This window comes from Streptomyces sp. NPDC002853 (genome assembly GCF_053591915.1).
Genome location: NZ_JBSFUS010000008.1, coordinates 246,773 through 271,071, shown reverse-complemented (window position 1 = coordinate 271,071; position 24,299 = coordinate 246,773). Strand labels below are relative to the sequence as shown.

Annotated in this window: 24 protein-coding genes; 4 read left to right on the top strand and 20 right to left on the bottom strand. The window is 68.8% G+C overall.

The features are described from left to right. Positions 1-12: 12 nt before the first annotated feature. The 9 genes from tatA to ACWD02_RS23250 all read right to left on the bottom strand — a co-directional run bounded on the left by tatA (position 13) and on the right by ACWD02_RS23250 (position 7,318). Positions 13-300 (bottom strand): Sec-independent protein translocase subunit TatA, encoded by a 288-nt coding sequence (gene tatA / locus ACWD02_RS23290; RefSeq protein ID WP_451214008.1) that lies wholly within the window; start codon positions 298-300, stop codon positions 13-15. A gap of 249 nt (positions 301-549) precedes the next feature. Further along, the gene (locus ACWD02_RS23285; protein ID WP_451214005.1) at positions 550-747 is read right to left on the bottom strand and encodes a hypothetical protein; all 198 of its coding nucleotides are present in this window, start codon (positions 745-747) and stop codon (positions 550-552) included. A 9-nt stretch (positions 748-756) separates the two neighbouring features. After that, positions 757-1,008, bottom strand: a complete 252-nt coding sequence (locus tag ACWD02_RS23280; RefSeq protein WP_365821137.1) for a hypothetical protein — start codon at positions 1,006-1,008, stop codon at positions 757-759. Positions 1,009-1,019: 11 nt separating this feature from the next. Further along, positions 1,020-2,018, bottom strand: a complete 999-nt coding sequence (locus tag ACWD02_RS23275; RefSeq protein WP_451214002.1) for a helix-turn-helix transcriptional regulator — start codon at positions 2,016-2,018, stop codon at positions 1,020-1,022. A gap of 17 nt (positions 2,019-2,035) precedes the next feature. Further along, the gene (locus tag ACWD02_RS23270) at positions 2,036-2,989 is read right to left on the bottom strand and encodes a helix-turn-helix transcriptional regulator (protein WP_451213999.1); all 954 of its coding nucleotides are present in this window, start codon (positions 2,987-2,989) and stop codon (positions 2,036-2,038) included. 147 nt (positions 2,990-3,136) lie between these two features. Continuing rightward, on the bottom strand, positions 3,137-3,511 hold the full coding sequence (locus ACWD02_RS23265) for an FKBP-type peptidyl-prolyl cis-trans isomerase (RefSeq protein ID WP_451213996.1): 375 nt from the start codon (positions 3,509-3,511) through the stop codon (positions 3,137-3,139). A gap of 44 nt (positions 3,512-3,555) precedes the next feature. After that, complete coding sequence (locus ACWD02_RS23260; RefSeq protein ID WP_451214579.1) at positions 3,556-4,557, bottom strand: FKBP-type peptidyl-prolyl cis-trans isomerase; 1,002 nt, start codon at positions 4,555-4,557, stop codon at positions 3,556-3,558. 130 nt (positions 4,558-4,687) lie between these two features. After that, positions 4,688-6,049: a Pup--protein ligase gene (pafA, locus tag ACWD02_RS23255; protein WP_135334215.1), complete on the bottom strand. Its 1,362-nt coding sequence runs from the start codon at positions 6,047-6,049 to the stop codon at positions 4,688-4,690. Between the two features lie 9 nt (positions 6,050-6,058). Beyond that, positions 6,059-7,318, bottom strand: a complete 1,260-nt coding sequence (locus ACWD02_RS23250) for an MFS transporter (RefSeq protein WP_451213993.1) — start codon at positions 7,316-7,318, stop codon at positions 6,059-6,061. A 68-nt stretch (positions 7,319-7,386) separates the two neighbouring features. Here ACWD02_RS23250 and ACWD02_RS23245 point away from each other — a divergent pair, with 68 nt between their 5' ends. After that, positions 7,387-8,475, top strand: coding sequence for a LacI family DNA-binding transcriptional regulator (locus ACWD02_RS23245; protein WP_451213991.1), 1,089 nt, complete (start codon positions 7,387-7,389; stop codon positions 8,473-8,475). Between the two features lie 69 nt (positions 8,476-8,544). Here the strand turns inward: ACWD02_RS23245 and prcA are convergent, their stop codons facing one another. The 5 genes from prcA to arc all read right to left on the bottom strand — a co-directional run bounded on the left by prcA (position 8,545) and on the right by arc (position 14,269). Next, on the bottom strand, positions 8,545-9,318 hold the full coding sequence (gene prcA / locus ACWD02_RS23240) for a proteasome subunit alpha (RefSeq protein WP_451213988.1): 774 nt from the start codon (positions 9,316-9,318) through the stop codon (positions 8,545-8,547). Positions 9,319-9,371: 53 nt separating this feature from the next. Next, the gene (prcB, locus tag ACWD02_RS23235; protein ID WP_451213985.1) at positions 9,372-10,217 is read right to left on the bottom strand and encodes a proteasome subunit beta; all 846 of its coding nucleotides are present in this window, start codon (positions 10,215-10,217) and stop codon (positions 9,372-9,374) included. A 217-nt stretch (positions 10,218-10,434) separates the two neighbouring features. Next, the gene (locus ACWD02_RS23230) at positions 10,435-10,653 is read right to left on the bottom strand and encodes a ubiquitin-like protein Pup (protein WP_249590985.1); all 219 of its coding nucleotides are present in this window, start codon (positions 10,651-10,653) and stop codon (positions 10,435-10,437) included. Between the two features lie 124 nt (positions 10,654-10,777). After that, on the bottom strand, positions 10,778-12,289 hold the full coding sequence (gene dop, locus ACWD02_RS23225) for a depupylase/deamidase Dop (RefSeq protein ID WP_365820895.1): 1,512 nt from the start codon (positions 12,287-12,289) through the stop codon (positions 10,778-10,780). A 213-nt stretch (positions 12,290-12,502) separates the two neighbouring features. Beyond that, positions 12,503-14,269 carry a proteasome ATPase gene (arc, locus tag ACWD02_RS23220; protein ID WP_363210881.1) on the bottom strand — a complete coding sequence of 589 codons (1,767 nt, stop codon included), beginning with the start codon at positions 14,267-14,269 and terminating at the stop codon, positions 12,503-12,505. A 254-nt stretch (positions 14,270-14,523) separates the two neighbouring features. On the opposite strand from arc, the gene ACWD02_RS23215 reads away from it, so the two are divergent. Next, complete coding sequence (locus ACWD02_RS23215; RefSeq protein ID WP_451213980.1) at positions 14,524-14,838, top strand: ferredoxin; 315 nt, start codon at positions 14,524-14,526, stop codon at positions 14,836-14,838. An 80-nt stretch (positions 14,839-14,918) separates the two neighbouring features. On the opposite strand, the gene ACWD02_RS23210 is transcribed toward ACWD02_RS23215, so the two are convergent. The 3 genes from ACWD02_RS23210 to ACWD02_RS23200 all read right to left on the bottom strand — a co-directional run bounded on the left by ACWD02_RS23210 (position 14,919) and on the right by ACWD02_RS23200 (position 18,236). Beyond that, positions 14,919-15,506: a hypothetical protein gene (locus ACWD02_RS23210; protein WP_451213977.1), complete on the bottom strand. Its 588-nt coding sequence runs from the start codon at positions 15,504-15,506 to the stop codon at positions 14,919-14,921. A 201-nt stretch (positions 15,507-15,707) separates the two neighbouring features. Further along, a complete protein-coding gene (locus ACWD02_RS23205; RefSeq protein WP_249590980.1) occupies positions 15,708-16,619 on the bottom strand; it encodes a tRNA (adenine-N1)-methyltransferase in 912 nt (303 codons plus the stop codon). Between the two features lie 63 nt (positions 16,620-16,682). Beyond that, positions 16,683-18,236 carry a site-2 protease family protein gene (locus tag ACWD02_RS23200; RefSeq protein ID WP_451213974.1) on the bottom strand — a complete coding sequence of 518 codons (1,554 nt, stop codon included), beginning with the start codon at positions 18,234-18,236 and terminating at the stop codon, positions 16,683-16,685. A 128-nt stretch (positions 18,237-18,364) separates the two neighbouring features. Between ACWD02_RS23200 and ACWD02_RS23195 the strand changes: the two genes are divergently transcribed. Continuing rightward, entirely contained in the window at positions 18,365-19,246 is an 882-nt protein-coding gene (locus tag ACWD02_RS23195; protein ID WP_451213971.1) for a RecB family exonuclease, read from the top strand. A 14-nt stretch (positions 19,247-19,260) separates the two neighbouring features. Then, complete coding sequence (locus ACWD02_RS23190) at positions 19,261-19,932, top strand: response regulator (protein WP_135332738.1); 672 nt, start codon at positions 19,261-19,263, stop codon at positions 19,930-19,932. Between the two features lie 76 nt (positions 19,933-20,008). On the opposite strand, the gene ACWD02_RS23185 is transcribed toward ACWD02_RS23190, so the two are convergent. From ACWD02_RS23185 to ACWD02_RS23175, 3 genes are all read right to left on the bottom strand, one after another. Then, a complete protein-coding gene (locus ACWD02_RS23185; RefSeq protein ID WP_451213967.1) occupies positions 20,009-21,595 on the bottom strand; it encodes an ABC transporter substrate-binding protein in 1,587 nt (528 codons plus the stop codon). 72 nt (positions 21,596-21,667) lie between these two features. Continuing rightward, on the bottom strand, positions 21,668-23,275 hold the full coding sequence (locus tag ACWD02_RS23180) for an ABC transporter substrate-binding protein (protein WP_451213964.1): 1,608 nt from the start codon (positions 23,273-23,275) through the stop codon (positions 21,668-21,670). 320 nt (positions 23,276-23,595) lie between these two features. Next, positions 23,596-24,297, bottom strand: coding sequence for an HAD-IA family hydrolase (locus ACWD02_RS23175; RefSeq protein ID WP_451213961.1), 702 nt, complete (start codon positions 24,295-24,297; stop codon positions 23,596-23,598). Between the last annotated feature and the right edge of the window lie 2 nt (positions 24,298-24,299).

Here is a 24,299-nt window from a genome sequence, read left to right as displayed (position 1 = left end):
GCCGGCCTTGGATCAGCGCTTGGTGGTGCTGTCGGTGGGCTCGGTGACCGGGCGCGAGCTGGTCACGTCACCGGGCGCGGCCTGGATGGTGCGCTGAGCGGCGGAAGGGTCGGTGGGCGGGTCGGCCGGGGCCGCCTCGTCCTTCTTGCCGTCCGTCTTCATCGCCTTGGCCTCGCTCTTGAGGATGCGCGCGGACTTGCCGAGCGACCGGGCCATGTCGGGAAGCTTCTTCGCCCCGAACAGCAGAACGATGACGACGAGAATGAGAATGATCTCGGGGGCGCCGATCTTTCCGAACATAGGTCTTTACCTTCTCACCGAGGCGGCAGGGGCGGGGCTGCCGGACAGGCCGGACTTGCTGTCCGGCCACCGTGCTGGCAGCGATCGTAACGCTCAGGGGTGAACGCAGGGCAATCCCTGTGCGTACTCCCAGTTGCGGCCCGCGCCTCGCACTCCGGGCCACTTCAGCAGCGTACCTGCCGGACAAGGGAAGTTGACAGGCCGCGGTGTCGACGTGCGTCTCCGCGACACCTGCAGGATCTTCTGGACCTACAGGACATCTCGGCTCGCCTGGGCCACACCGGTCGCCGCCGCCTCGAGATCCTCCGCCGCGCGGTTGATCCGCTGTGTGGTCTGCGTCACTTGAGTACTGAGGCGCTGCGCCTCGATGAAGACCCGAATCGCCAGTACGCCGAGCACGGCGAGGCCACAGAACCCCGCGGCAATCGCCAGCATCGCCCAGAACATGCGTCGAGCCTAGACGGTCGAGTGCAGACGCAGCGTCCGCACCCCGCCGCCGGTGAGCAGTTCGACGATGCGTTCGCCCGCGGGCTTGCGCACCGCGCTGCCGCACTCCGGGCAGGTGAAGGAGTAGAAGGTGGTGCGGGCCGAGGCGCCGATGGCCAACCGCAGGGCCCCGGCGGAGAGTTCGAAGCGGGCGCGGCAGTCGGGGCAGGCGGCCTTGAAGAGCACAGGGGCGATTCTCGACATTCCGGGAATCTCGGACATGAGGCTGGTGGTCAACGTCCTTGCTCCTGCCTGTCGTACGACCCGCCGGGGTGTTTGTCGTGCTCGTCGTAGGCCGCCAGGGCCTCGCGCGCCGCCTGCCGCGCGCTGTCCGCGAGATCCGCCGGGGAGACGATGTGCCCGTCCCCGCCGAGCCGCAGCGCGAGCCTGCGCAGCGAGGTGGGGTCCGGGGTGCGCAGCGTGATCCGCAGACCGCCGTCGGGGAGCTCCTCGGCGCTGTCGTGGGGGTAGTACTCGGCGACCCAGCGGCCGCCCGGCCCGACCTCGACGACCACCTCAGGGTCCTCCGCGGCCGGCTGCACGAGCCCCTCGGAGAGGTCACGCAGCTCGACCTCGGGCGGCGCGGACGGCTCGTCCAGGATCCTGATCTCGGCCACCCGGTCGAGGCGGAAAGTGCGGCGCGCCTCGGAGAGGTAGCACCACGCCTCCATGTACGTGTGCCCCACGGCGAAGAGGCGGATCGGGTCGACCTCGCGCTCGGTGAGCTCGTCGCGCGCCGGTGAGTAGTAGCGCAGCCAGAGCCTGCGCCGCTCGGAGATGGCACGGTCGACCTCGGCGAAGACACCGCCCTCGGACTCGAAGGTCACCGAGAGCCGCGCGCTGGCGCCGGCGTTGTCACCGGCCGCCGTCTCCAGCTTCGCGGTGGCGCGCACCAGCGCCTGCCGGTCGCTCTCGCGCAGCCCGGGGAGCGTGGAGACCGCGCGGGCGGCCACCAGGAGCGCGGTGGCCTCGTCGGCGGCGAGCCGCAGCGGGGCCGCCACGTCGTCCGCGTTGTGCCACCAGATGCGGTCACCGTCGGTGTCGATGTCCAGGAGGTCGCCGCCGCGGAAACTGGTCCCGCACAGCGGCAGCACGTCCAGGTCGGAGATCAGCTCGTCCTCGGTGATCCCGAAGGCGCGGGCGACGTCACTGACGTGGGCGCCGGGGCGCTCGCGCAGATAGGTCACCAGGGACAGCATCCGCCGGGTCTGGTCGATCGCGTTCGTGGCCATGATTCGGTACGTCCCCCTCAGCCCTTGGCCACGGCACGCAGCCGGTCCACCACGTCGGCCCGCAACTCGGCGGGCTCCAGGACCACCACGTCGGGCCCGAACTCCACCAGCCACGCGTCCAGCCCGTGCCCGTACGGAATCTCCAACTCGTCCCACCCCTCGCCCACTTCACGTATGTGGGCGGCCTTGGCGCGCAGCGGGTAACCCGCGCCCGTACGCAGCCGGATCAGGGCGGAGCGGTCGGCGCTCTCCCCCGCCCAGCCCGCGACGGTCTCGCGCACCGTGACGACATCGGGGACGCCCGCGGTGAACTTGCCCGCACGGGCGCGGACCTTCCCGGTGATGCGGGAGAGCCGGAACACGCGCTCGGCCCCGCGGTCACGGTCCCAGCCCGCGAGGTACCAGTGGCCACGCCAGCATTCGAGCGCCCACGGCTCGACGTGGCGCGGCTCGGGGCGGGCCGCGGTGGCCTTTCGGTAGTCGAAGACGACGGGGCGGCGGTCGCGGCAGGCGAGCATCAGCGGCTCGAAGGCCGCCTCGTGCACGGGGATGCGCGGCTCGAGCGCGCTGTGCGCCCCGTACGGATCGACGTCCTCGGGAAGGCCCGCCGCGCGCAGCTTCTGCAGGGCGCCGCTGGCGGCCCCTGCGAGGCGGGCCTGCTGCCAGACCTTGGCCGCGAGGCCGAGCGCCGCGGCCTCCTCGGCGTCGATGGTGATGGGCGGCAGGCGGTTGCTGTCACGGCGCGCGAGATAGCCGACCTCGCCGTCGAGATTCTCCACCGTCTCGATGACCAGGCCGAGTTCGCGCAGATCGTCCTTGTCGCGCTCGAACATCCGGTTGAAGGAGTCGTCGGACCCCGCCTCCAGATAGGCCTCGATGGACTCGCGCAGCTCGCGCTTGCTGAGCGGCCGCCGCGTCCCGAGCAGACACAGCGCCAGGTTCATCAGCCGCTCGGCCTTGGCAATGGCCATCGACGCCCTTTCTCAACAATGCTTCCGACCGCCGACCGTACCGCCCCGGGGTGTCGTGGGAAAAGCCGAGGCCCATGCCGGAACCGGCATGGGCCTCGACGGACAGGTCTGATCAGACCCTGTCCTCAGTCGTCGCCAGGTCGTCTCTCAGACGCCGACGAGGTCACAGACGAAGATCAGGGCCTCGCCGGGCGCGATACGGCCGCCACCGGCGCCACGCTCGCCGTACGCGAGGTGCGAGGGAATGGTCAGCCGGCGGCGTCCGCCGACCTTCATGCCCTGGACGCCCTGGTCCCAGCCGGCGATGACCTGACCGGCACCCAGATGGAACTGGAGCGGCGTGCCGCGGTTCCAGGAGGCGTCGAACTCTTCACCGGTGGAGAAAGCCACACCCACGTAGTGGACGGAGACGGTGGCGCCCGCCTTCGCCTCCGGGCCGTCGCCCTCCCAGATGTCCACGATCTCGAGGTCGGTGGGGGCCGGGCCCTCGGGGAAGTCGATCTCGGGCTTCTCGATGCTCACGTCTATTGCTCCTGCTTTGATACGAATGGCCAGCCGGGACAGTGTTACATCTTCGCGAGGATGTCCACGGTGAAGACCAGCGTGGAGTCCTTCTTGATGGTGCTGCCCTGCGGCGGCTGGTCACCGTACCCGAGCTTCGGGGGGACGACGACCAGGACGCGGCTGCCGACCTTCTTGCCGGTCAGGCCCTGCGCCCAGCCCTTGACGACCTGCGCCAGCTGGAACGAGGCGAGCTCGTTCCTCTTGTACGAGGAGTCGAACTCCTTGCCGTCGGCCCACAGCACGCCCTTGTACTGGCACAGGAGGCTGTCGGTCTCCTTGATCTCCTCGCCGTCGCCCTCAAGGATGTAGTTCGCGACGAGCTTCTTCGGGGCGGCCTTCTTCGGGACGTCGATCGAGGGGGCCTTGCCGTCCGTGTTCGTGCCGACCTTGGGCAGGTCGATGTTGGACTGCGCGACCTCCTTGCCCTTGGCCGAGCTCTTGGCGCTGAAGGTGCCCACCAGGTCGACGACGAAGACCAGCGTGTCGTCGCCCTTGATGCCCGCCTGCTTGTTGCCCTCCGTGCCGTAACCCATCTTCGGCGGAATCGCGAGCTGCACACGGCTGTCGAGCTTCTTGCCCACGAGCGCCTGGTCCCAGCCGGGGATGACCTGACCGGTGCCGATCGGGAAGACCGTGGGGTTCCCGCGGTCGTACGAGTTGTCGAAGACCTTCGCCGTGGCCCAGATCTGGCCGAGGTAGTTCGCCTGGAGGTAGTCGCCCTTCTTCACCTCGGCGCCCTTGCCCTCGACCAGGGTCTTGACCGCGAGGTCGGAGGACGGCTTGCCCGACCCCTTCGCGACGGTCGGCTTCTGGCCGAACTTCGTCCCCTTGGTGATCTCGGGCAGGGGCCCGTCCACGATCTTCGCCGTCGGTGCGGCCGAGGTCGAGTTCGAAGGGGCTGGGCTGTCGCTGGGCTTGGCCTTGTCGGCCTTCTTGTCGTCACCACACCCGGCCAGCGTGAGCAGGCCGGCCGGAACAGCAAGGAGGAGTGAGCGTCGGCGCACGGTGGGGGCCTCGTATCGGTCGATCTTGTCGGTTGGCGTGCGCGCAACTCTACGCATGGAGAAGGGCGCCGTACGAGGAACGTACGGCGCCCCGCGTTGCGTTCCCGCAACGCACCTGCTGTATCCGGGGTTACATACCGGCGATCAGTTTCTCCACCCGGTCGTCCACCGACCGGAAGGGGTCCTTGCACAACACCGTGCGCTGTGCCTGGTCGTTGAGCTTCAGGTGCACCCAGTCGACCGTGAAGTCACGTCGCTGCTCCTGGGCCCTGCGGATGAAGTCACCCCGCAGCCGCGCGCGGGTGGTCTGCGGCGGCACCGACTTGCCCTCGAAGATCTTCAAGTCGTTGCAGATGCGGGCGGCTTGGCCCTTCCTCTCCAGGAGGTAGTACAGCCCGCGACGGCGGTGGATGTCGTGATACGCGAGGTCTATCTGCGCGACCCGCGGATGCGACATGGTCATGTTGTTCTTCGCTCGGTACCGCTCGATGAGCTTGTACTTCATGACCCAGTCGATCTCGGTGCCGATGCGGTCGAGGTCCTCGGCCTCGATCGCGTCGAGCGTGCGGCCCCACAGCTCCAGGACCTGCTCGACCGTGCCCGTGCGGATGCCGCGGCGCTCCACGAAGTCCACGGCCTTCTCGTAGTACTCGCGCTGGACCTCGAGGGCGGATGCCTCGCGGCCGCTGGCCAGACGCACCTTGCGGCGGCCCGTGATGTCGTGGCTGACCTCGCGGATCGCCCGGATCGGGTTCTCCAGGGTCAGGTCGCGCATCACCGTGCCCGCTTCGATCATGCGAAGGACGAGGTCGGTGGCTCCGACCTTCAGGAGCATGGTCGTCTCGGACATGTTCGAGTCACCGACGATGACGTGCAGCCGGCGGTAGCGCTCGGCGTCCGCGTGTGGTTCGTCGCGGGTGTTGATGATCGGCCGGGAGCGGGTGGTCGCGGAGGAGACCCCTTCCCAGATGTGCTCGGCACGCTGACTGACGCAGTACACGGCGCCGCGTGGAGTCTGCAGCACCTTGCCCGCGCCGCAGAGCAGCTGTCGCGTGACGAGGAAGGGAATGAGGATGTCCGCGAGCCGCGAGAACTCCCCGTGCCGGGCCACCAGATAGTTCTCGTGGCAGCCGTAGGAGTTTCCCGCCGAGTCGGTGTTGTTCTTGAAGAGATAGACGTCGCCCGCGATTCCCTCCTCGTGCAGGCGGCGTTCGGCGTCGACGAGCAGGCCTTCCAGAATGCGCTCGCCCGCCTTGTCGTGCGTGACCAGCTCGGTCACGTTGTCACATTCCGGTGTTGCGTATTCCGGATGTGACCCGACGTCAAGATAGAGGCGGGCGCCGTTCCGCAGAAAGACGTTGCTGCTGCGGCCCCATGAGACAACACGGCGGAAGAGGTAGCGCGCCACCTCGTCAGGCGACAGACGGCGCTGTCCCCTAAACGTGCACGTGACGCCGTACTCATTCTCCAGCCCGAAAATGCGGCGGTCCATGACTGAACATTACGCCTGATGCCCTGCCCTGAAACCGGGTTCGACGGCACCGTTTCGATCATTTTCCGATGAACCCGCAACGACCGCCGAATCAGCGGGCAGCACGAGCACCCGCGCCGTGGCCAGCAGGACAAGCAGCGCGGCGACCCCGGCGCCCCCCGGAACGGCGAAGCCCCACACGGTCCCGCCCCACTCCACGACCGGCCCCGCGACCGCCGTGCCCAGCGACGCGCCGACCGTGAACGTGGTCACCAGCCAGGAGAACGCCTCGGTGACGGTGCCCCGCGGCGCGTGCCGGTCCACGATGATGAACGCGCACGCGAGCGCCGGCGCGAGGAAGACCCCGGCCAGGGCCGCGAGGCCCGTCATGGCGACCGCGCCGGGCGTCAGCGTCAACGGCCAGTAGCACAGGGCGAGCAGGGCCACCAGGACGGTCAGCCGCTTCTCCGGTACGCCGGCCCACTGCCGCGCCCCGTACACGGAACCGCCGACCAGGGCGCCGAGCCCGAGCGCCGCCATCATCCAGCCGTACACCGCGTCGCCGCCGTGCCCGTCCGCGTACGACACACCGGCGACCGTGATGGAGCCGAGCGCCATGCCGACGAAGAGGAAGGCGCCCAGGAGCGCGATGAGCCCGGGCGAGCGCAGCGCGCCGAGCCAGTGCGCCTCGCGGGGCGCCGAGCGCCACGCGCGCGAGGGCTGCGACATCACCACGGAGAGGGCACCGAGCACGCCGATGACGTTCACCACGAGCAGCGCGGCCTGCTCCGACCAGAGCGCGACGCATGCCGTGACGAGCAACGGCCCGACGGTGAACATGATTTCCTGGGCGATGGCGTCCATGGCGTACGCCCGGTGCACCTGCTCCTCCTTGCCGAGGACGCTCGGCCACAGCGCGCGCAGGCCGCCTTCGAGGGGCGGCGTGAAGAGGCCCGCCACGCCCACCGCGACATACGCGAGGCCGAGCGATTCGGGCCCGGTGAAGGCGAAGGCCCCCATGCCGATGGCCGAGACGATCGCGGAGGGAAGCTGGATCCGCGGCTGCCCGTACAGGTCCACCAGGCGGCCGAGCAGCGGCTGGCCCACCGCGTTGGCCACGCCGTACACCGCGGCGAGGGCGCCGGCCAGGCTGTAGGTCCCGCCCTCGGCACGGATGAACAGCACGATGGCGATCGCGGCCGTCGCGTTCGGCAGCCGGCCCACCAGGGTGCCCGCGAGCAGCCGCCCCGCGTGCTTCGTCCTGAGGATCTCCGCGTATCCGCCAGCCATGCTCCCCGCCCCTCCCCCTGCGCCCGCGCGCCGAGGTTTTACGTATAACTTCGAGCACCATACGTACCATGAGCGCTCACCGCGGGTCCATCCCGATCTCCCCCGCGGCAACGACCTGGGAGGTACCAGTAGTGGCCGGGCCAGAGCAGGAGGCCGCGGGGCCACGCCCCACGAGCCGCGACGTCGCACGCGCCGCCGGGGTCTCCCAGGCCACCGTCTCCCTCGTGTTCGGCGAGAAATGGCGAGGCCGCGTCGCCGAGCGCACCGCCGAACGCGTCCGGACCACCGCCCGCGAACTGGGCTACCGCCCCAACCTCGCCGCCCGCAACCTCCGCCTCGGCCGCACCAGGACCGCGCTCCTCGTCGTCCCCGCCCTCACCAACGAGTTCTTCGCCCGCGTCTACACCGGAGCCGCCCGCGTCGCCGCCGAACACGGCTTCGGAGTCGTCCTCTACCCCTCCCCCGAAGGCATCGGCCCCGCCCGCGACCCCTTCGACTCCAGCCGCGCGGCCCTCGACGGCATCCTCGCCTCCTCCATCGCCTCCGACGCGCTCGCCACCATCCAGGGCGACGCGCTCCCCCTGGTCATGCTCGACAGCAACCCGGCCGACAGCCTCGGCGCCGCCACCGTCAACCTCGACATCGGCGACGGGATGCGACAGGTCACCGAGCACCTCCTCGCCCTGGGCCACCGCGACTTCCTGCACCTCGCCGCGGGCGTCGACTCCTGGACCTTCGACGTGCGCTCCGACGCCCTCACGGCGGCACTGAGAGGCACCGACACGGCCGTACGCACCGACCGGGCACTCCTCACCGTCGAGGACGCCCGCGCGACTGCCGAAGCCGCCCTCTCCGCCCCCGGGCTCCGCCCCACCGCACTCATCTGCGACGACGACATCCTCGCCGCGGGCGCCTGCAAGGCAGCCCGCCGCCTCGGCCTGCGCGTGCCCGAGGACCTCTCCGTGACCGGCTTCGACGACCTCACCCTGGCGACCGCCGTGGAACCCGAACTCACCACCGTGCGACTCCCGGCCGAGCAGTTCGGCGAACGCGGCATGACCTCCCTGCTCGCCGTCCTCGACGGACACACACCCCGGACCGACACACTCCCCGTCGAACTGGTGACCCGCGGCTCCACCGCCCCCGCGGCCCGATGACACCCCACGCATGCGAACGCCCCGCGTCCCGGCCACAGGGCCGGAACACGGGGCGTACGACGAACAGGACTACTCCTCGGAGGACCCGGAGCCGGAGTCCGCCTCTTCCTCGTTGTCGGACGCGGCGTCCGTGGGAGCCGAGGCGCCGCCTTCGAGCAGCCGCGCGAGCTGACGCCCCACGATCCGCTTGAACTTCCGCTGCTGCGGCCGCGTACGGTCGAGCACCGCCACCTCCAGCCGCTCCGCGGGGATCTCCCGCTCGCTGCCGTTCGTGTCACGGGACAGCGACTGCACGGCCAGCTTCAGCGCCTCGGCGAGCGACATCCCGTCACGATGACGCTGATCGAGATACGCACTGATCTGCTCGGCATTGCCACCGACCGCGACCGAACCGTGCTCGTCCACGATCGAACCGTCATGCGGCAGGCGGTAGATCTGATCGGCGTCCGCCGTGGCACCCACCTCGGCGACGACCAGCTCCACCTCGTACGGCTTCTCCGCCTGGCTCGAGAAGATCGTGCCGAGGGTCTGGGCATAGACGTTCGCGAGCCCACGGGCCGTCACATCGTCACGGTCGTACGTGTAGCCCCGCAGATCGGCGTACCGCACGCCACCGATCCGCAGATTCTCGTACTCGTTGTACTTGCCGGCGGCCGCGAAGCCGATCCGGTCATAGATCTCGCTGAACTTGTGCAGCGCACGGGACGGGTTCTCGCCGACGAACACGATGCCATCGGCGAACTGCAGCACAACAAGGCTGCGACCACGGGCGATGCCCTTGCGGGCGTATTCCGCCCGGTCGGCCATGGCCTGCTGGGGTGAGACATAGAACGGCGTCGACACCGGCTATCCGTCCCTTTCTGTCAGTGACTCAGTCAGTGGCGAATACGGATCGATCAGAGCAGCGAGGCCCGCGGACCATCGGGCTGCTCCAGGCGCCGCTCAAGGATCGAGCGGGCGATCTCGGAAGACTCCTGATCCTCCAACCGCCGGAAACCCTCGTCGGAGATGACAGTGACGATCGGATAGATCCGGCGGGCGACATCCGGGCCGCCCGTCGCCGAGTCGTCGTCCGCCGCGTCGTACAACGCCTGCACGACGAGCGTCGTCGCCTCCTGCTCCGACAGGTCGTTGCGGTAGAGCTTCTTCATCGCACCACGCGCGAAGACCGAGCCGGAGCCGGTGGCCGCGAAGCCGTGCTCCTCGGAACGGCCGCCCGTCACGTCGTACGAGAAGATGCGCCCCTTCTCGCGGTCGACGTCGTACCCGGCGAAGAGCGGGACGACGGCCAAGCCCTGCATGGCCATGCCGAGGTTGCTGCGAATCATCGTGGACAGACGGTTCGCCTTGCCCTCCAGGGAGAGCGTGGCGCCTTCGACCTTCTCGAAGTGCTCGAGCTCCAGCTGGAAGAGCTTGACCATCTCGACGGCGAGACCGGCGGTGCCGGCGATGCCGACCGCTGAGTACTCGTCGGCCGGGAAGACCTTCTCGATGTCCCGCTGCGCGATGACATTGCCCATGGTCGCCCGCCGGTCACCGGCGAGCACCACGCCACCGGGGAACGTCGTCGCCACGATCGTCGTGCCGTGCGGCGCCTCGATCACGCCCTGCGTGGGCGGCAACTGCCGGTTGCCCGGCAGGATGTCGGGCTGATGCTCGGACAGGAAGTCCATGAAGGACGAAGACCCAGGCGTCAGGAAGGCAGCTGGTAGACGCCCGGTGCTACGAGTGTTGGCTTCCACGCGTTTCCTTCCAGGTAAGTGACGGCCGGGCGCTGTGCGCCGGGAGCGTGTCCCAACTCGCCGGTGGCCGATTTGCAGTTGAAGCGAATTACGTCTGAAGGGCTGTTCGTCACGGACCCTACCCGCCTCGCGGCGGTGATCCACATGTGCGGTCCAGGGCGTTGAGGTGCGTGGCCGATACCGCGCCACGCACTCCCCGCACCGCGGCGGCTATGCCCTACTGTCCGCCCTTTTGCACGAACGAACGTACGAAGTCCTCGGCGTTCTCCTCGAGGACGTCGTCGATCTCGTCCAGGACGGAGTCCACGTCGTCGCTCAGCTTCTCCTGGCGCTCCTTGAGGTCCTCGGAGCCCTGCGCTTCCTCTGTCTGCTCCTCGACCTCCTCGGTGGAACGCGTTGCCTTCTGCTGTCCGCCGCCGGTGTCCTTGGTCGCCATCTACCTCACCCCGCTCGTTAGGTGCGATGTACTTGATCAGACCCTATAAGCCAGGTCTGACATCGGCCCCGTAGTTACTGGAACGTCCGGGGACCACCTCGATGATTCCCACACGCCGGGTCTTTCAGCCTCCGGAGAGCACCCGTACCAGATCCTCTGCCGTGCGGCAGCGGTCAAGGAGCTCCTTGACGTGGTTCCGCGTGCCCCGCAGCGGCTCCAGTGTGGGCACACGCTGGAGGGAGTCGCGGCCGGGGAGGTCGAAGATGACCGAATCCCACGAGGCCGCGGCCACGTCGTCCGCGTACTGCTCGAGGCAGCGGCCGCGGAAGTACGCGCGCGTGTCCTCGGGAGGCTTGGCCTGGGCGCGCTCGACCTGTGGCTCCTCCAGGAGGCGCTTCATCTTGCCGCGTGCCACCAGACGGTTGTAGAGGCCCTTGTCGGGCCGTACATCCGCGTACTGGAGGTCGACCAGGTGCAGTCGTGCCGCGTCCCAGTCGAGGCTGTCACGGCGGCGGTAGCCCTCCATGAGTTCTCGCTTGGCGACCCAGTCGAGCTCTCCGGAGAGGCTCATCGGATCGCTCTCCAGGCGGCCCAGGACGTCTTCCCAGCGGGTCAGCACGTCCTTGGTCTGTTCGTCGGCGTCGGAGCCGTACCGCTCCTCCACGTATTTGCGGGCCAGCTCGAAGTACTCCATCTGGAGCTGGACAGCGGTGAGTGTCCGTCCGCTACGGAGCGTGATCAGGCGCTGGAGGGTCGGGTCGTGGGAGACCTGGTGCAGGGTGCGCACGGGCTGGTCCACGGCGAGGTCCACCGCGATGAAGCCGTCCTCGATCATGGCGAGGACCAGCGATGTCGTGCCCAGTTTCAGGTACGTCGAGATCTCGGAGAGGTTCGCGTCGCCGATGATGACGTGCAGGCGGCGGTACTTCTCGGCGTCCGAGTGCGGCTCGTCCCGGGTGTTGATGATGGGCCGCTTGAGGGTGGTCTCCAGGCCCACCTCGACCTCGAAGTAGTCCGAGCGCTGGCTGAGCTGGAAGCCGTGCTCGTGGCCGTCCTGGCCGATGCCGACGCGTCCCGCGCCGGTGACGACCTGGCGGGAGACGAAGAACGGCGTCAGGTGGCGCACGATGTCCGAGAAGGGGGTCTCCCGCTTCATCAGGTAGTTCTCGTGCGTGCCGTAGGAGGCGCCCTTGTTGTCGGTGTTGTTCTTGTAGAGGTGGATCGGCTGGGCCCCCGGCAGCTGTGCGGCGCGTTCGGCCGCCTCCGCCATGATGCGCTCGCCGGCCTTGTCCCACAGGACGGCGTCCCAGGGGTTGGTGACCTCGGGTGAGCTGTATTCGGGGTGCGCGTGGTCCACGTAGAGGCGCGCCCCATTGGTGAGGATCACGTTGGCGAGGCCGATGTCCTCATCGGTGAGCTGACTGGCGTCGGCGGTCTCACGGGCGAGGTCAAAGCCCCGCGCGTCCCGCAGGGGGTTCTCCTCCTCGAAGTCCCAGCGGGCGCGTCGCGCCCGGTGCATCGCCGCGGCGTAGGCGTTGACGATCTGGGACGAGGTGAGCATGGCATTGGCGTTCGGGTGGCCGGGGACGGAGATGCCGTACTCCGTCTCGATGCCCATTACTCGCCGTACGGTCATGCGGCCCTCCTTGCCCGGCGGCGCTCCCCTCCGGGAACGGCGCTCAAGTACCGCTGGTTCTCCGGTGCGTGTGCGGTGCCCGTCCCCGCACTGCGCGACTCGGCGGTACCGAAGAGCCTAGAGCGCCTTTGCGCTGGTGGGGAGATCATTGCCTTCATTGAAAAACAGACAGCTGCGGGTACCCACGAAGGACACCCGCAGCCGTCCTGTCTTCTACAGGTACTGACCGGTGTTGGCCACCGTGTCGATGGAGCGTCCGGTGTCCGCGCCCTGCTTTCCGGTGACGAGCGTACGGATGTACACGATCCGTTCGCCCTTCTTGCCGGAGATGCGGGCCCAGTCGTCCGGGTTGGTGGTGTTGGGCAGGTCCTCGTTCTCCTTGAACTCGTCGATGCAAGCCTGCAGGAGGTGGGAGACCCTGATGCCCTTCTGGTTGGCGTCGAGGAAGGCCTTGATGGCCATCTTCTTGGCGCGTCCGACGATGTTCTCGATCATGGCGCCGGAGTTGAAGTCCTTGAAGTACAGGACTTCCTTGTCGCCGTTGGCGTACGTCACCTCGAGGAAGCGGTTCTCCTCGGATTCCGCGTACATCTGCTCCACGACGGACTGGATCATGCCGTCCACGGTGGTGCGCCGGTCGGCGCTGTGTTCGGCGAGGTCGTCCGCGTGCAGCGGGAGCCGCTCGGTGAGGTACTTGGCGAAGATGTCCTTCGCCGCCTGGGCGTCCGGGCGCTCGATCTTGATCTTCACGTCGAGTCGTCCGGGGCGCAGGATCGCCGGGTCGATCATGTCCTCACGGTTGGAGGCACCGATGACGATGACGTTCTCCAGGCCTTCCACGCCGTCGATCTCGGCGAGCAGCTGGGGGACGATGGTGTTCTCCACGTCCGAGCTGACTCCGGATCCGCGGGTGCGGAAGAGGGATTCCATCTCGTCGAAGAAGACGATGACGGGGGTGCCCTCGCTCGCCTTCTCCCTCGCACGCTGGAAGACCAGGCGGATGTGGCGCTCGGTCTCGCCGACGTACTTGTTGAGGAGCTCGGGGCCCTTGATGTTGAGGAAGTAGCTCTTCCCCGATGCCTGTCCGGTCACCTCGGCGACCTTCTTGGCAAGGGAGTTGGCGACGGCCTTCGCGATCAGTGTCTTGCCGCAGCCGGGGGGCCCGTACAGCAGGACGCCCTTGGGCGGCCGCAGTTCGTGCTCCCTGAAGAGGTCCGGGTAGAGGTAGGGCAGTTCGACCGCGTCGCGGATCAGCTCGATCTGGTTGCCCAGGCCGCCGATCTGTTCGTAGCCGATGTCCGGGACCTCTTCGAGTACGAGCTCTTCGACCTCGCTCTTGGGAACCACTTCGTAGACGTACCCGGAGCGGGGTTCGAGCAGGAGTGCGTCACCGGGGCGGATGGTGACGTCGAGGAGTGGCTCGGCGAGCCTGACCACTCGCTCCTCGTCGGTGTGCCCGACCACCAGGGCGCGCTCGCCGTCCTCGAGGATCTCCTTGAGGGTGACGATGTCTCCCACGCTCTCGTACTCCATGGCCTCGACCACGTTGAGCGCTTCGTTGAGCATTACTTCCTGGCCGCGCCTGAGCTCTTCGAGCTCCACGCCGGGGCTGACGTTCACCCGGAGCTTGCGGCCCCCGGTGAAGATGTCCGCCGTGCCGTCCTCGTTCGCCACGAGGAAGACTCCGAAGCCGGCCGGCGGCTGCGCGAGCCGGTCGACTTCCTCCTTGAGGGCCACGATCTGGTCGCGGGCCTCACGGAGCGTGTTGGCGAGCCGCTCGTTCTGTGCGGACACGCCGGCCAGATTGGTCTGCAGCTCGACGATCCGCTCTTCGAGAATCCTCGTATGACGCGGAGAGTCGGCGAGCTTGCGTCGCAGGACGGCGATTTCCTGCTCGAGATAGGCAACCTGACCGGCGGGGTCCTCAGACCCTCGCCCCGGCCGGATGCCGCGGTTGATGTCGTCGTCGTGGGCTGCCACGGTCCTCACCTCCTCCAAGGGGAGCTGGACGCTTCCAGACCCTACCTGGGTGGGTGTCGATTGAAACCCCTAGATCACAAAGACGGTAGAGGTGTGTCCGATCTTCACCCTTGCGCTCTCCCTCACGTCAGGTCATTACCCACCCAACAACATCGGAAAGCGGGCGGTTGTATCGTCGAAGCGTTCAACACCCGTCAGGGTGGGCCCGACTTGCTGCCGAGTCGGCTCACTCGGCGTGACGACCGGCAGGAGAGATGACCGTGGGAGACAAGGCCGGTACCGGCTCCGAGAGCCGCGATCCGCTGGAGGTCTGGATCGACCAGGACCTCTGCACCGGCGACGGCATCTGTGCGCAGTACGCGCCTGAGGTCTTCGAGCTGGACATCGACGGACTGGCTTATGTGAAGAGCGGCGAGGACGAGCTGTTGCAGGCTCCGGGCGCCACAACGCCCGTTCCGTTGCCGCTTCTGCGTGACGTGGTCGACTCGGCCAAGGAGTGCCCGGGAGACTGCATTCACGTGCGCCGCGTTTCGGACAGGGTCGAGGTCTATGGCCCCGACGCGGCCTGAGGGCGCGAACTGACGCATGGGCAAAGGGCCTGTGCCCGCCGTTGGACGGCGGGCACAGGCCCTTGTCGGTGCGGGAGCCGTCACACGGTGTGTGCCTCGGCAGGCGTGGTCCGCGCGAACGTGCCGTCTTTCCATTGCCACTTGGCCGCGTCCTTGAGGTCGGGGCAGCAGCTGGGCACGTTCGGTGCGGAGTAGCCGAGGAGTGTGGCGGTGATCACACCGTCACGTACGGCGAAGTCGCTGACGTTCTGGCGGTCCTTCGGGTCGACGAGGGTGGCGACGACGCGGGGCTTGCCCTGCGTGGGGCGGGTGATGACGTAGACGCCGTCGGGGGGTGTGCCCGATCCGGCGGCGCAGTGCACCACGGCGACGGTCTCGGGCCTGCCGTCCCCGTCGAGGTCTCCGGAGGCCTTCTTCTTGACCACGGGTTTCACCTTGCCGCAGGCGAGGGGGAAGGTGACGGTGCCCGGGTCCGGGGCGGTCGCGGGCGGCGCGGGGGCCGCGGCGGTCTTGCCGGAGGGCTCGGGGTTCGGCTGGGCGGCGGTCGCGGGGTCGGGCTGCAGGAACGACGAGCCGGCGATGACGGCGGCGAGCGCGGCCGCGGTGGCCAGCCAGTGGATGGGGCGGGTGGTGTTGTGTGCCAGTTCCGGGACGGCGGGGTGCTGCACTAGGAGTGTCTCCTGTGAGGGCTGTGCCGGTGGGGGAGGTGGCCAGCATCGTGCCATACCTCACAGTGCGGCGGAACACCGGGGTCGGCGCGTTCCGGAACGGAAAGGCGCCGCCGCCGAGTTCCCCGGTCTGCGGGGGAACTCGGCGGCAGCGCCTGTGCGTTCAGCGGTTGTGCGTGGGGGCCTGCGGTGCCGGGGTGGTCAGCGCTCCGCGCGGGGCGTGCCGCCGTCGGCGTTCGGGCCGGTGTAGTCGTCGCCGTAGGCGCCCTTGGAGGGGCGGCGGCGGCGCATGGGCGGCTCGACGCCGTCCGCGAGGCGGCGGGCGGTGAGCAGGAAGCCGGTGTGGCCGATCATGCGGTGATCGGGGCGGACGGCCAGGCCCTCGACGTGCCAGTTGCGGATCATCGATTCCCAGGCGGTCGGCTCGTTGAAGCCGCCGATCTCGCGGATGGACTCGACGGTCCGCGCGAGCTGGGTGGTGGTCGCGACGTAGCAGCAGAGGATGCCGCCGGGGACGAGCGCCTTGGAGACGACGTCCAGGCACTCCCAGGGGGCGAGCATGTCGAGGATGACGCGGTCGACGTCGGTGTCGCTCAGGTTGTCCTGGAGGTCGCCGACGGTGAGCTGCCAGGCGGGGTGCGGGGCGCCGAAGTAGCGCTCCACGTTCTGCTGGGCGATCTCGGCGAAGTCCTCGCGGCGCTCGTACGAGTGCAGCATGCCCTCGTCGCCGATGGCACGCAGGAGGAAGCTGCTGAGCGAGCCGGAGCCCACACCCGCTTCCACGACGCGGGCGCCGGGGAAGATGTCGGCGAAGGCCAGGATCTGCCCCGCGTCCTTGGGGTAGACCACGGCGGCGCCGCGGGGCATGGAAAGGACATAGTCGGGGAGCAGGGGGCGCAGCGCGAGGTAGGCGACGTTTCCCGTGGTGCGGACAACGCTGCCCTCGGGAGCACCGATCAGCTCGTCGTGGGGGAAGGAACCCTTGTGGGTGTGGAAGTTCTTCCCGGCCTCGAGCGTGAACGTGTAGTGGCGGCCCTTGGGGTCGGTCAGCTGAACCTGGTCCCCGACCTTGAAGGGCCCGCGTCGGCGGGCGGCACCGGTCGGTTCGGACATGTGACCAGCCTACCGGGCCGTGCGGGAGCCGCCGACCAGGGTGTCGGGGTCGGCCGGGGCGGGTCAGCTGGGGCGGGCCATCGCCTTGACGAAGGCCCGCTCCACGTCGGCGGCGGACAGTACGCCGTAGATCTCGCCGGAGGCCTCGACCACGAGGTACTCGGTGGCGGGTGTCGCCCGGAGGGTGTCGAGGAGTTCCTCACCGGCCAGTTCGGCGAAGATGCGCATGCCTTCGGTGATGTCCTGGGCTAGGCCGCTGACGGTTACCCAGGGGCGGCGGTGTTCGGGCACGCCGACGATGGCCGCCTCGCGGACCACCGACATGGGGTCGCCGTCGGCGTCGACCACCACGAGGGCGCGGGCCCCGGAGGCGTTGGCGCGGCGCAGTGCCTCGGAGAGCGGGGTGGCCGACTCGACGGGGACGGCGCGGCGGGTCAGGGCGCGGGCGCGGAGTTCGGGCAGGTGCTCGCGCAGGCGGGCCATGCGCAGGCTGTTCCCGGCGCCGGTCCAGATGATCGCGGCGAGGATCGCGGCGAGCAGGGCGTCGGTGACGGTGTCCATGCCGCCGATGTCCTGGGTCTCGCCGCCGAGGGCGCCGGACTGGTTGAGCAGGGGCAGGCCGATCAGGACGGAGATGGCGAGCGCGCGGCCGACCCAGGCGGCGGCGATGGTGCCGCTCATGGGCTTGCCGGTGATCTTCCAGACGACGGCGCGGAGCATGCGGCCGCCGTCCAGGGGCAGGCCGGGCAGGAGGTTGAAGGCGGCGACGATGAGGTTCGAGATCATCAGCCCCGCGAGCAGGACGCCGGGTACGGTGCCGGGCTCCACGAGGCGCATGGCCCCGTAGAAGACGCCCGACAGGACGAGGGAGAGCAGCGGGCCCACGAAGGCGAGGACGAACTCGCGTCCGGGGGTCTCGGACTCCTTCTCGATCTCCGAGACGCCGCCGAAGAACTGCAGCTGGATGCGGCGTACCGGCAGCTTGTAGCGCAGGGCGACGACGGTGTGCGCCAGCTCGTGGACGAGCACGGAGGCGTAGAAGGCGACGGCGAAGAAGAGCGAGACCAGGTAGCGGGCGGCGCCGAGTTCGGGCAGGACGCGGTCGAGCTGGCCGCCGAAGACCCAGGTGATGAGGGCGGCGACGAGGAACCAGCTCGGCGCCACGTACACGGGCACCCCGAAGGGGCGCCCCATCAGGAGCCCTCCCCCGGGGCCCTTCTTGCCCTGCGGCGGGGTGGCCTTCGGGGCGGGGCCGTGGGTGGCGTGCGCGAACTCGGGGTGCGTGTCGCGCGGCGTCTTCCCGGGCGTGTCGTGCGGGGTCTTGGTGAGGCGGTCGGTGGGGGGCGCGGGTTCGGGCTCGGTGCGTGGTGTCTGCGCGGGCTCGGGGTGCGGCGTCTGTACGGGCTCGGGCGCGTGCGGGGGCGTCGCCTTGCTCGCCCCGGCCGGGGCGGTGTCTTCGGCGCCGGCGTCCCCGGCGGTGGTTGGGGCCGTGTCAGCCGTGTCAGCCGTGTCCACCGGACGTGGCGAGTCCGGGTGGCCGGCGTCTTCCGCGGCGCCCGGTCGTCGGCCGTCCGTGCCGTCGGATCGCGGCCTGCCGCTCCCGCCGCTCTCGTCCACGATGTCCCCTCGTTCGATGCGTCCCTCGCCCCTGCCCGGCGCGGTACACGCACGATCATGCAGGGCGAGAGGGTCTGTCGTCGATGGTATGCGGCCGTTGTCAGTGGCGGGTCGTAGGGTCTGTCCCTATGGAAACCAGCACCGACGGTGCCGTGACGGCCGTGCGTCCGGCGTCCCTGTCGCCCTCGCGCGCCAGTGACTTCATGCAGTGTCCGCTGCTCTACCGGTTCCGGGTCATCGACAAGCTGCCGGAGAAGCCGAGCGAGGCGGCGACCCGCGGCACGCTGGTGCACGCCGTCCTGGAGCGGCTCTTCGACGCGCCCGCGGGCGAGCGGACGGCGACGAGCGCCAAGTCACTGATCCCCGGCCAGTGGGACCGTCTGCGCGAGGCCAAGCCGGAGCTGACGGAGCTGTTCGCGGGCGACGAGCAGGGTGAGCGGCTCGCGCGCTGGCTGGCGGACGCGGAGAAGCTCGTCGAGCGGTGGTTCACCCTGGAGGACCCCACCCGTCTGGAGCCCGCGGAGCGTGAGCTGTTCGTGCAGGCGGAGCTGGAGTCGGGCCTGAAGCTGCGCGGCATCATCGACCGCGTGGACGTGGCGCCCACCGGCGAGGTGCGGATCGTCGACTACAAGACGGGCAAGGCGCCCCGCCCCGAGTATTCGGAGGGCGCGCTTTTCCAGATGAAGTTCTACGCCCTGGTGGTGTGGCGGCTGAAGGGCGTGGTCCCGCGCCGTCTCCAGCTCGTCTATCTGGGCAGCGGGGACGTCATCACGTACGACCCCAGGATCGAGGACCTGGAGCAGGTCGAGCGGAAGCTGCACGCGCTGTGGGAGGCGATCACGCTCGCCACCGAGACGGGTGACTGGCGGCCGAGGCCCACGAAGCTCTGCGGTTGGTGCGACCACCAGGCCGTATGTCCGGAATTCGGCGGGACTCCCCCGCCGTACCCCCTTGCGGTGAGGGTGCCCGAGTCCGAAGAGGACGCGCAGGGCAGAATGGCCCCGGGCTAGCGAAGGAGAGTTACGTGGCGATCCGTGTCCTACTGGTCGACGACCAGCCACTGCTGCGCACGGGATTCCGGATGATCCTGGAGGCCGAGCAGGACGTCGCGGTCGTCGGCGAGGCCGGGGACGGCCTGCAGGCTCTCGACCAGGTGCGGGCGCTGCAGCCCGATGTGGTCCTGATGGACATCCGCATGCCGCGGATGGACGGCGTCGAGGCGACCCGGCAGATCACCGGACCGGGCCGCGACGGTCCCGCGAAGGTCCTGGTCCTGACCACGTTCGACCTCGACGAGTACGTGGTGGAGGCGCTGCGCGCGGGCGCCAGCGGCTTCCTGCTCAAGGACGCCCCGGCGAACGAGCTGGTGCAGGCGATCCGCGTGGTCGCGTCGGGCGAGGCGATGCTCGCGCCGAGCATCACCCGCAGGCTCCTGGACAAGTACGCCGGTCATCTCCCGTCGGGCGACGAGCCGGTGCCGGACACCTTGCACACGCTCACCGAGCGGGAGGTCGAGGTCCTCAAGCTGGTGGCCCGCGGCCTGTCGAACGCGGAGATCGCGGCCGACCTGTTCGTGAGCGAGACGACGGTCAAGACGCATGTGGGTCACGTGCTCACGAAGCTCGGCCTCCGCGACCGCGTGCAGGCCGCCGTGTACGCGTACGAGAGCGGTCTGGTGCGCCCCGGCGCCCAGTGACGGCAGGCAGCACGACCGGACGCATGAAGGCGGCCGCCCCGAAAGGGAGCGGCCGCCTTTTCCTGTGTCCGTGGGATCAGGCCTTGCTGAGTTCCCAGAAGCGGAACACCGTCGACGCGTCGAGGCACGACTCCACGCCGTACACGTCGTCACGGATGACCGCGTACTGCTTGGCCTGCCAGACCGGCAGGATCGGCAGCTCGTCGGCGACGGTCTCCTGGAGCTCGGCGTAGTCCTCGTCGGTCTTGGTGCGGTCGGTCTCGGCGGCGGTGCCGGGGATGATCTTCCCGGTGATGTCGCTGTTCTCGTAGCCGTTGCCCAGGACGTTGCCCTTGCCGAAGAACGGCTGCGTGAAGTTGTCCGGGTCCGGGTAGTCCGGCACCCAGCCCTTGACGTACACGCCGTACTTGCCGGACTTGATGTCCCGCTCGTACTGGCTGAATTCGATCGACTTCACGTCGGCGTCGAAGAGACCGCTCGCGTTGAGCTGCTTGGCGATCGCCTTCAGCTCCTGGTCGGTCGAGGGGCCGTAGCGCGAGGGCGTGGACCAGAGCGTGAGCTTGACCTTGCCGCTGATGCCGTCAGCGCGCAGGGCCGCCGCGGCCTTGGAGCGCTGCGGGCGGGCGCCGTAGGTGTCGAAGAAGGCGGTGTTGTGGCCGCCGATGCCGGCCGGGACGATCGAGTACAGCGGCGTCGCCGTGTCCCGGTAGACGTCCTTGACCAGGGCGTCGCGGTCGAGCAGGTACGCCATGGCCTTGCGTACGCCGAGCTTGCCCGCGACCGGGTCCTTCATGTTGAAGACCAGGTGCTGCACCTCGGCGCTGGTGCCCTCGACGACGTCGATGTTCTGGCTCGCGTCGGAGGTGTCGGCCTCGATGTCCGCGATGTCGGACGCGGCGAGGCCTCGGTACGCGATGTCGATCTTGTCGTCCAGGAGTGCCTTCTTCAGGCCCCTCTGGTCGTCGTGGAAGAACTTGAGCGTGACGCCCTTGTTCTTCACCTTGGCGGTGCCCTTGTAGTCGGGGTTGACCGAGAAGACCGCCTGGTTCTTGTCGAACGAGTCGAGCTTGTACGGGCCCGAGCCCGTGGCCTCGTCACCGCCGCGCAGGGAGTTCATGTCGTACGACGCGTGGTCGACGATGGAACCGGCGCCGGACGCGATCTTGCTGGGGAAGGTCGCGTCGGCGTACTTGAGCTTGAAGACGACCTTCTTGGCGTTCGGGGTCTCGACGCGGTCAAGCATCGGGAACATGATCGCGGGGCCGTCGTCGTCGTTGATCTTCATCATGCGGTCGAAGGAGAACTTGACGTCCTTCGAGGTCAGCGCGTTGCCGTTGCTGAACTTCAGACCGTCCCGCAGCGTGCACTCGAAGACTCTGGTCTCCGTGTCGGTGAAGCCGCACTCCTTGGCGGCCTCGGGCTCCGGCTCCGTGCCCCCGTTCGGGAAGCTCATCAGGGACTGGAAGACGTTGTTGAACAGGAGCCACGACCCGGGGTCGTAGCCGGACGCCGGGTCGGTGGCGAGGACGTCGTCCGACATCCCCATCACCACGGATTCGCCGTCCTCCCCCGCTCCACCCGATTCCGTGCCGCAGCCGGTCAGCAGAGCCGCGGCCAGCCCGCCCGAGAGGGGAAGGGCCAGCCACTGGTTACGCAAATTCACGAACGTGCCTTGTCGTTGATGTCATTCGGTGGAGCGAAGCCCGGCTGCCTTGTGTGCCGGTGTGCGCGGAGGTCAGCCGCTCACACCGCGGCCGAGCTCCCACAGCTGCAGGTTCGAGGACGAGTTGAGGGCCCACTCGACGCCCGTGATGTCGTCGCCGGCGGCGATGTACTGCTTGCCCTGCCAGAGCGGAAGCACCGGCACGTCCTCGGCGACGATGTCCTGGATCTTCTTGATGCTCTTGGAGGCGGTGAGCCGATCCGCCTCGCGGCGCGAGTGCGGGAGCAGCTCGTCGTTGATGGTGCTGTTCACGTACGGCGAGCCGAGGATGTTGTTCTTGTCGAGGAACGGCGTCAGGAAGTTGTCGGCGTCGGGGAAGTCCGGGAACCAGCCCATCCCGTAGACGTCGTACGCGCCCTTCTGCTCGGCGGGGCGGAAGGTGTTCCACTCCGTGCCCTTGATCGACACGTCGAACAGGCCGCTCTCGTTGAGCTGCTTGCGAAGGAGCTCGAACTCCTTCTTGGTGCCCGGGCCGTAGTGGTCCGTCGTGTAGTGCAGGGTGAGCTTCACCGGGGTGCTGATGTCGGCCTTCTGCAGCAGGGAGCGGGCCTTGGACGGACTCGGGTCGCCGTACTGGTTGAAGAACGAGTTGGTGTGGCCGGTGATCGTGGCGGGCACCAGGGAGTACAGCGGCTCGGCGGCGTCGCCGTACACGCCGGAGGCGAGGGCCCCGCGGTCGACGACCTGCGCCATGGCCTGACGGACCGCCTTGGACTTGACGGTGGTGGCGTCCGTGTTGAAGCCGAGGTAGCGGATCTCCAGGCCGGGCGTCTCGACCAGCTCGATGTCGTTGCCCGGGTCCTCGTCGAGCTGCTTGATCTGCTCGGGCGACATGGTGCGCGTCATCATGTCGATGTCGCCGCTCTTGAGAGCGTCGCCCATGGAGTCGGTGGACTCGTAGGTGCGCATCTCGATCTTGTCGCTCTTGGGCTTGTACGCACCCTTGTAGTTCGGGTTCTTGGAGAACACCGTCTTGACGAGATCGTTGCCGTCGACCTCTTGCTTGGCGGTGTAGGGGCCGGAGCCGTCCAGGTCGAAGCCGTCGCGCAGCTTGTTCTTGGCGTAGTGCTCCGAGCTGATGATGCCCGCGATGGGCGTGGCCAGCTTGTACGGGAACGTCGCGTCGGGGCTCTTGAGGTGGAAGACGATGCCCCGGTCGCCCTCGGTCTCGATCGCGTCGACGTTGGACACCATGCCGGCGGAGCCGCTGGGGTCCTTGATCTTGATGTCGCGCACCCGCTCGATGGAGAACTTCACATCGGTGGCGGTCAGCGGCTTGCCGTCGGCGAACTTCAGGCCCTTGCGCAGCGTGCACTCGTAGCGCTCGTTGCCGGTGTCGGTGAAGCCGCATCTCTCGGCGGCGTCAGGCTCGGGGTCTCCGCCGCCGCGCGGGGCGGCCATCAGCGTCTGGACCGTCTGGCGCACGACGTTCCAGGAGCCCGCGTCGTAGGCGTACGCGGGGTCGAAGGGGGCCGGGATCTCGGGTGAGGTGGAGAACCGGTCCGTGGTGCCGACGGCGATCGCGTCGTCTCCCCCACCGTCGCCCGCCCCACCACAGGCCGCGAGCGCGGGAGCGAGCAGACCTATGACGGCCGGCAGCACCAAAGTCTTACGGTTCATGCTCGACGTTCTCCAGAGCTGTTGGTCCCGTCCGGACCGGCAGCGAGGGGTGGGGTCAGCCGGTCCGTGGGGCAGGGCGATGTTCTCGCGATGACATTAGTCCGCACCGCCAGGAGGGCTCGAAGGGACCGGAGTTGACCCTCAATCACGCAGCGAAACCGGGCGCGGACGCACCGATAACCCAACACGGGAAGGTTTCGTGAGGTTCCCCTCAATCGGGACACAACGCCACTCGACAACTCGCCCAAATCGGAGGTCCGGCACAGCTCTGACCAGCTGTCGACCGCCCCGGGAGTGGGAAAGGTCACATCTTCAACTGTTCAGCACTTTCCGGCCATCAATCCTTGCAGGAAAGGCAGGTCGACGTGTTCGAGGGACGGAACGACGGTCCGGCCCGAGGCCGGTGCGATGGGCGCCACCGAAGGTACGGCCACCACTCGGCACCCCGCGGCCTCGGCCGCCGCGACGCCGGTCGCGGTGTCCTCGATGACCGCACATCTGGCCGGTTCCGCCCCAACCCCCGCCGCCGCGAGGAGGTACGGGTCCGGGTGCGGCTTGGTGCGGGTCACCTCGTCGCCCGCGACGGTGAGCGTGAAGTGGTGGGCTCCGATCGATTCGAGCACGCGGTCGATGATGCGCCGGTGCGACGCGGAGACCAGTGCCATCGGCACCTCGTGCGCGGCGAGCTCGGCGAGGAGTCTGGCGGCGCCCGGCATCAGCGGCAGGGCACGCCCGATGCGGTCCTCGAAGCCGTCGTTGAGCAGCACGGTCAGCTCGGGGACGGTGATGTCGGCGCCGGTGGAGGCGATGAGGAATCCGGCACTGCGCGTCATTGGGCCGCCGACGACGACGTCACGCCAGGCCTCGTCGAGCGTGTGTCCGAGCGAGGCGAAGACCTCCACCTCCGCGTCCCACCAGAACCCCTCGGTGTCCACGAGTGTTCCGTCCATGTCGAGGAGCACCGCCTGCAGGGCGGAGCCTTCGGCCGTTCGGGTACCGAGCGCGGGAACCGTACTGGTCATCC

Bases quoted from the DNA above. Each gene is read 5' to 3' on its own strand.
- tatA (WP_451214008.1), bottom strand. From the start codon at position 300: ATGTTCGGAAAGATCGGCGCCCCCGAGATCATTCTCATTCTCGTCGTC.
- ACWD02_RS23285 (WP_451214005.1), bottom strand. From the start codon at position 747: ATGTTCTGGGCGATGCTGGCGATTGCCGCGGGGTTCTGTGGCCTCGCC.
- ACWD02_RS23280 (WP_365821137.1), bottom strand. From the start codon at position 1,008: ATGTCCGAGATTCCCGGAATGTCGAGAATCGCCCCTGTGCTCTTCAAG.
- ACWD02_RS23275 (WP_451214002.1), bottom strand. From the start codon at position 2,018: ATGGCCACGAACGCGATCGACCAGACCCGGCGGATGCTGTCCCTGGTG.
- ACWD02_RS23270 (WP_451213999.1), bottom strand. From the start codon at position 2,989: ATGGCCATTGCCAAGGCCGAGCGGCTGATGAACCTGGCGCTGTGTCTG.
- pafA (WP_135334215.1), bottom strand. From the start codon at position 6,049: ATGGACCGCCGCATTTTCGGGCTGGAGAATGAGTACGGCGTCACGTGC.
- ACWD02_RS23250 (WP_451213993.1), bottom strand. From the start codon at position 7,318: ATGGCTGGCGGATACGCGGAGATCCTCAGGACGAAGCACGCGGGGCGG.
- ACWD02_RS23245 (WP_451213991.1), top strand. From the start codon at position 7,387: ATGAGCGCTCACCGCGGGTCCATCCCGATCTCCCCCGCGGCAACGACC.
- ACWD02_RS23230 (WP_249590985.1), bottom strand. From the start codon at position 10,653: ATGGCGACCAAGGACACCGGCGGCGGACAGCAGAAGGCAACGCGTTCC.
- dop (WP_365820895.1), bottom strand. From the start codon at position 12,289: ATGACCGTACGGCGAGTAATGGGCATCGAGACGGAGTACGGCATCTCC.
- ACWD02_RS23215 (WP_451213980.1), top strand. From the start codon at position 14,524: ATGACCGTGGGAGACAAGGCCGGTACCGGCTCCGAGAGCCGCGATCCG.
- ACWD02_RS23205 (WP_249590980.1), bottom strand. From the start codon at position 16,619: ATGTCCGAACCGACCGGTGCCGCCCGCCGACGCGGGCCCTTCAAGGTC.
- ACWD02_RS23195 (WP_451213971.1), top strand. From the start codon at position 18,365: ATGGAAACCAGCACCGACGGTGCCGTGACGGCCGTGCGTCCGGCGTCC.
- ACWD02_RS23180 (WP_451213964.1), bottom strand. From the start codon at position 23,275: ATGAACCGTAAGACTTTGGTGCTGCCGGCCGTCATAGGTCTGCTCGCT.
- ACWD02_RS23175 (WP_451213961.1), bottom strand. From the start codon at position 24,297: ATGACCAGTACGGTTCCCGCGCTCGGTACCCGAACGGCCGAAGGCTCC.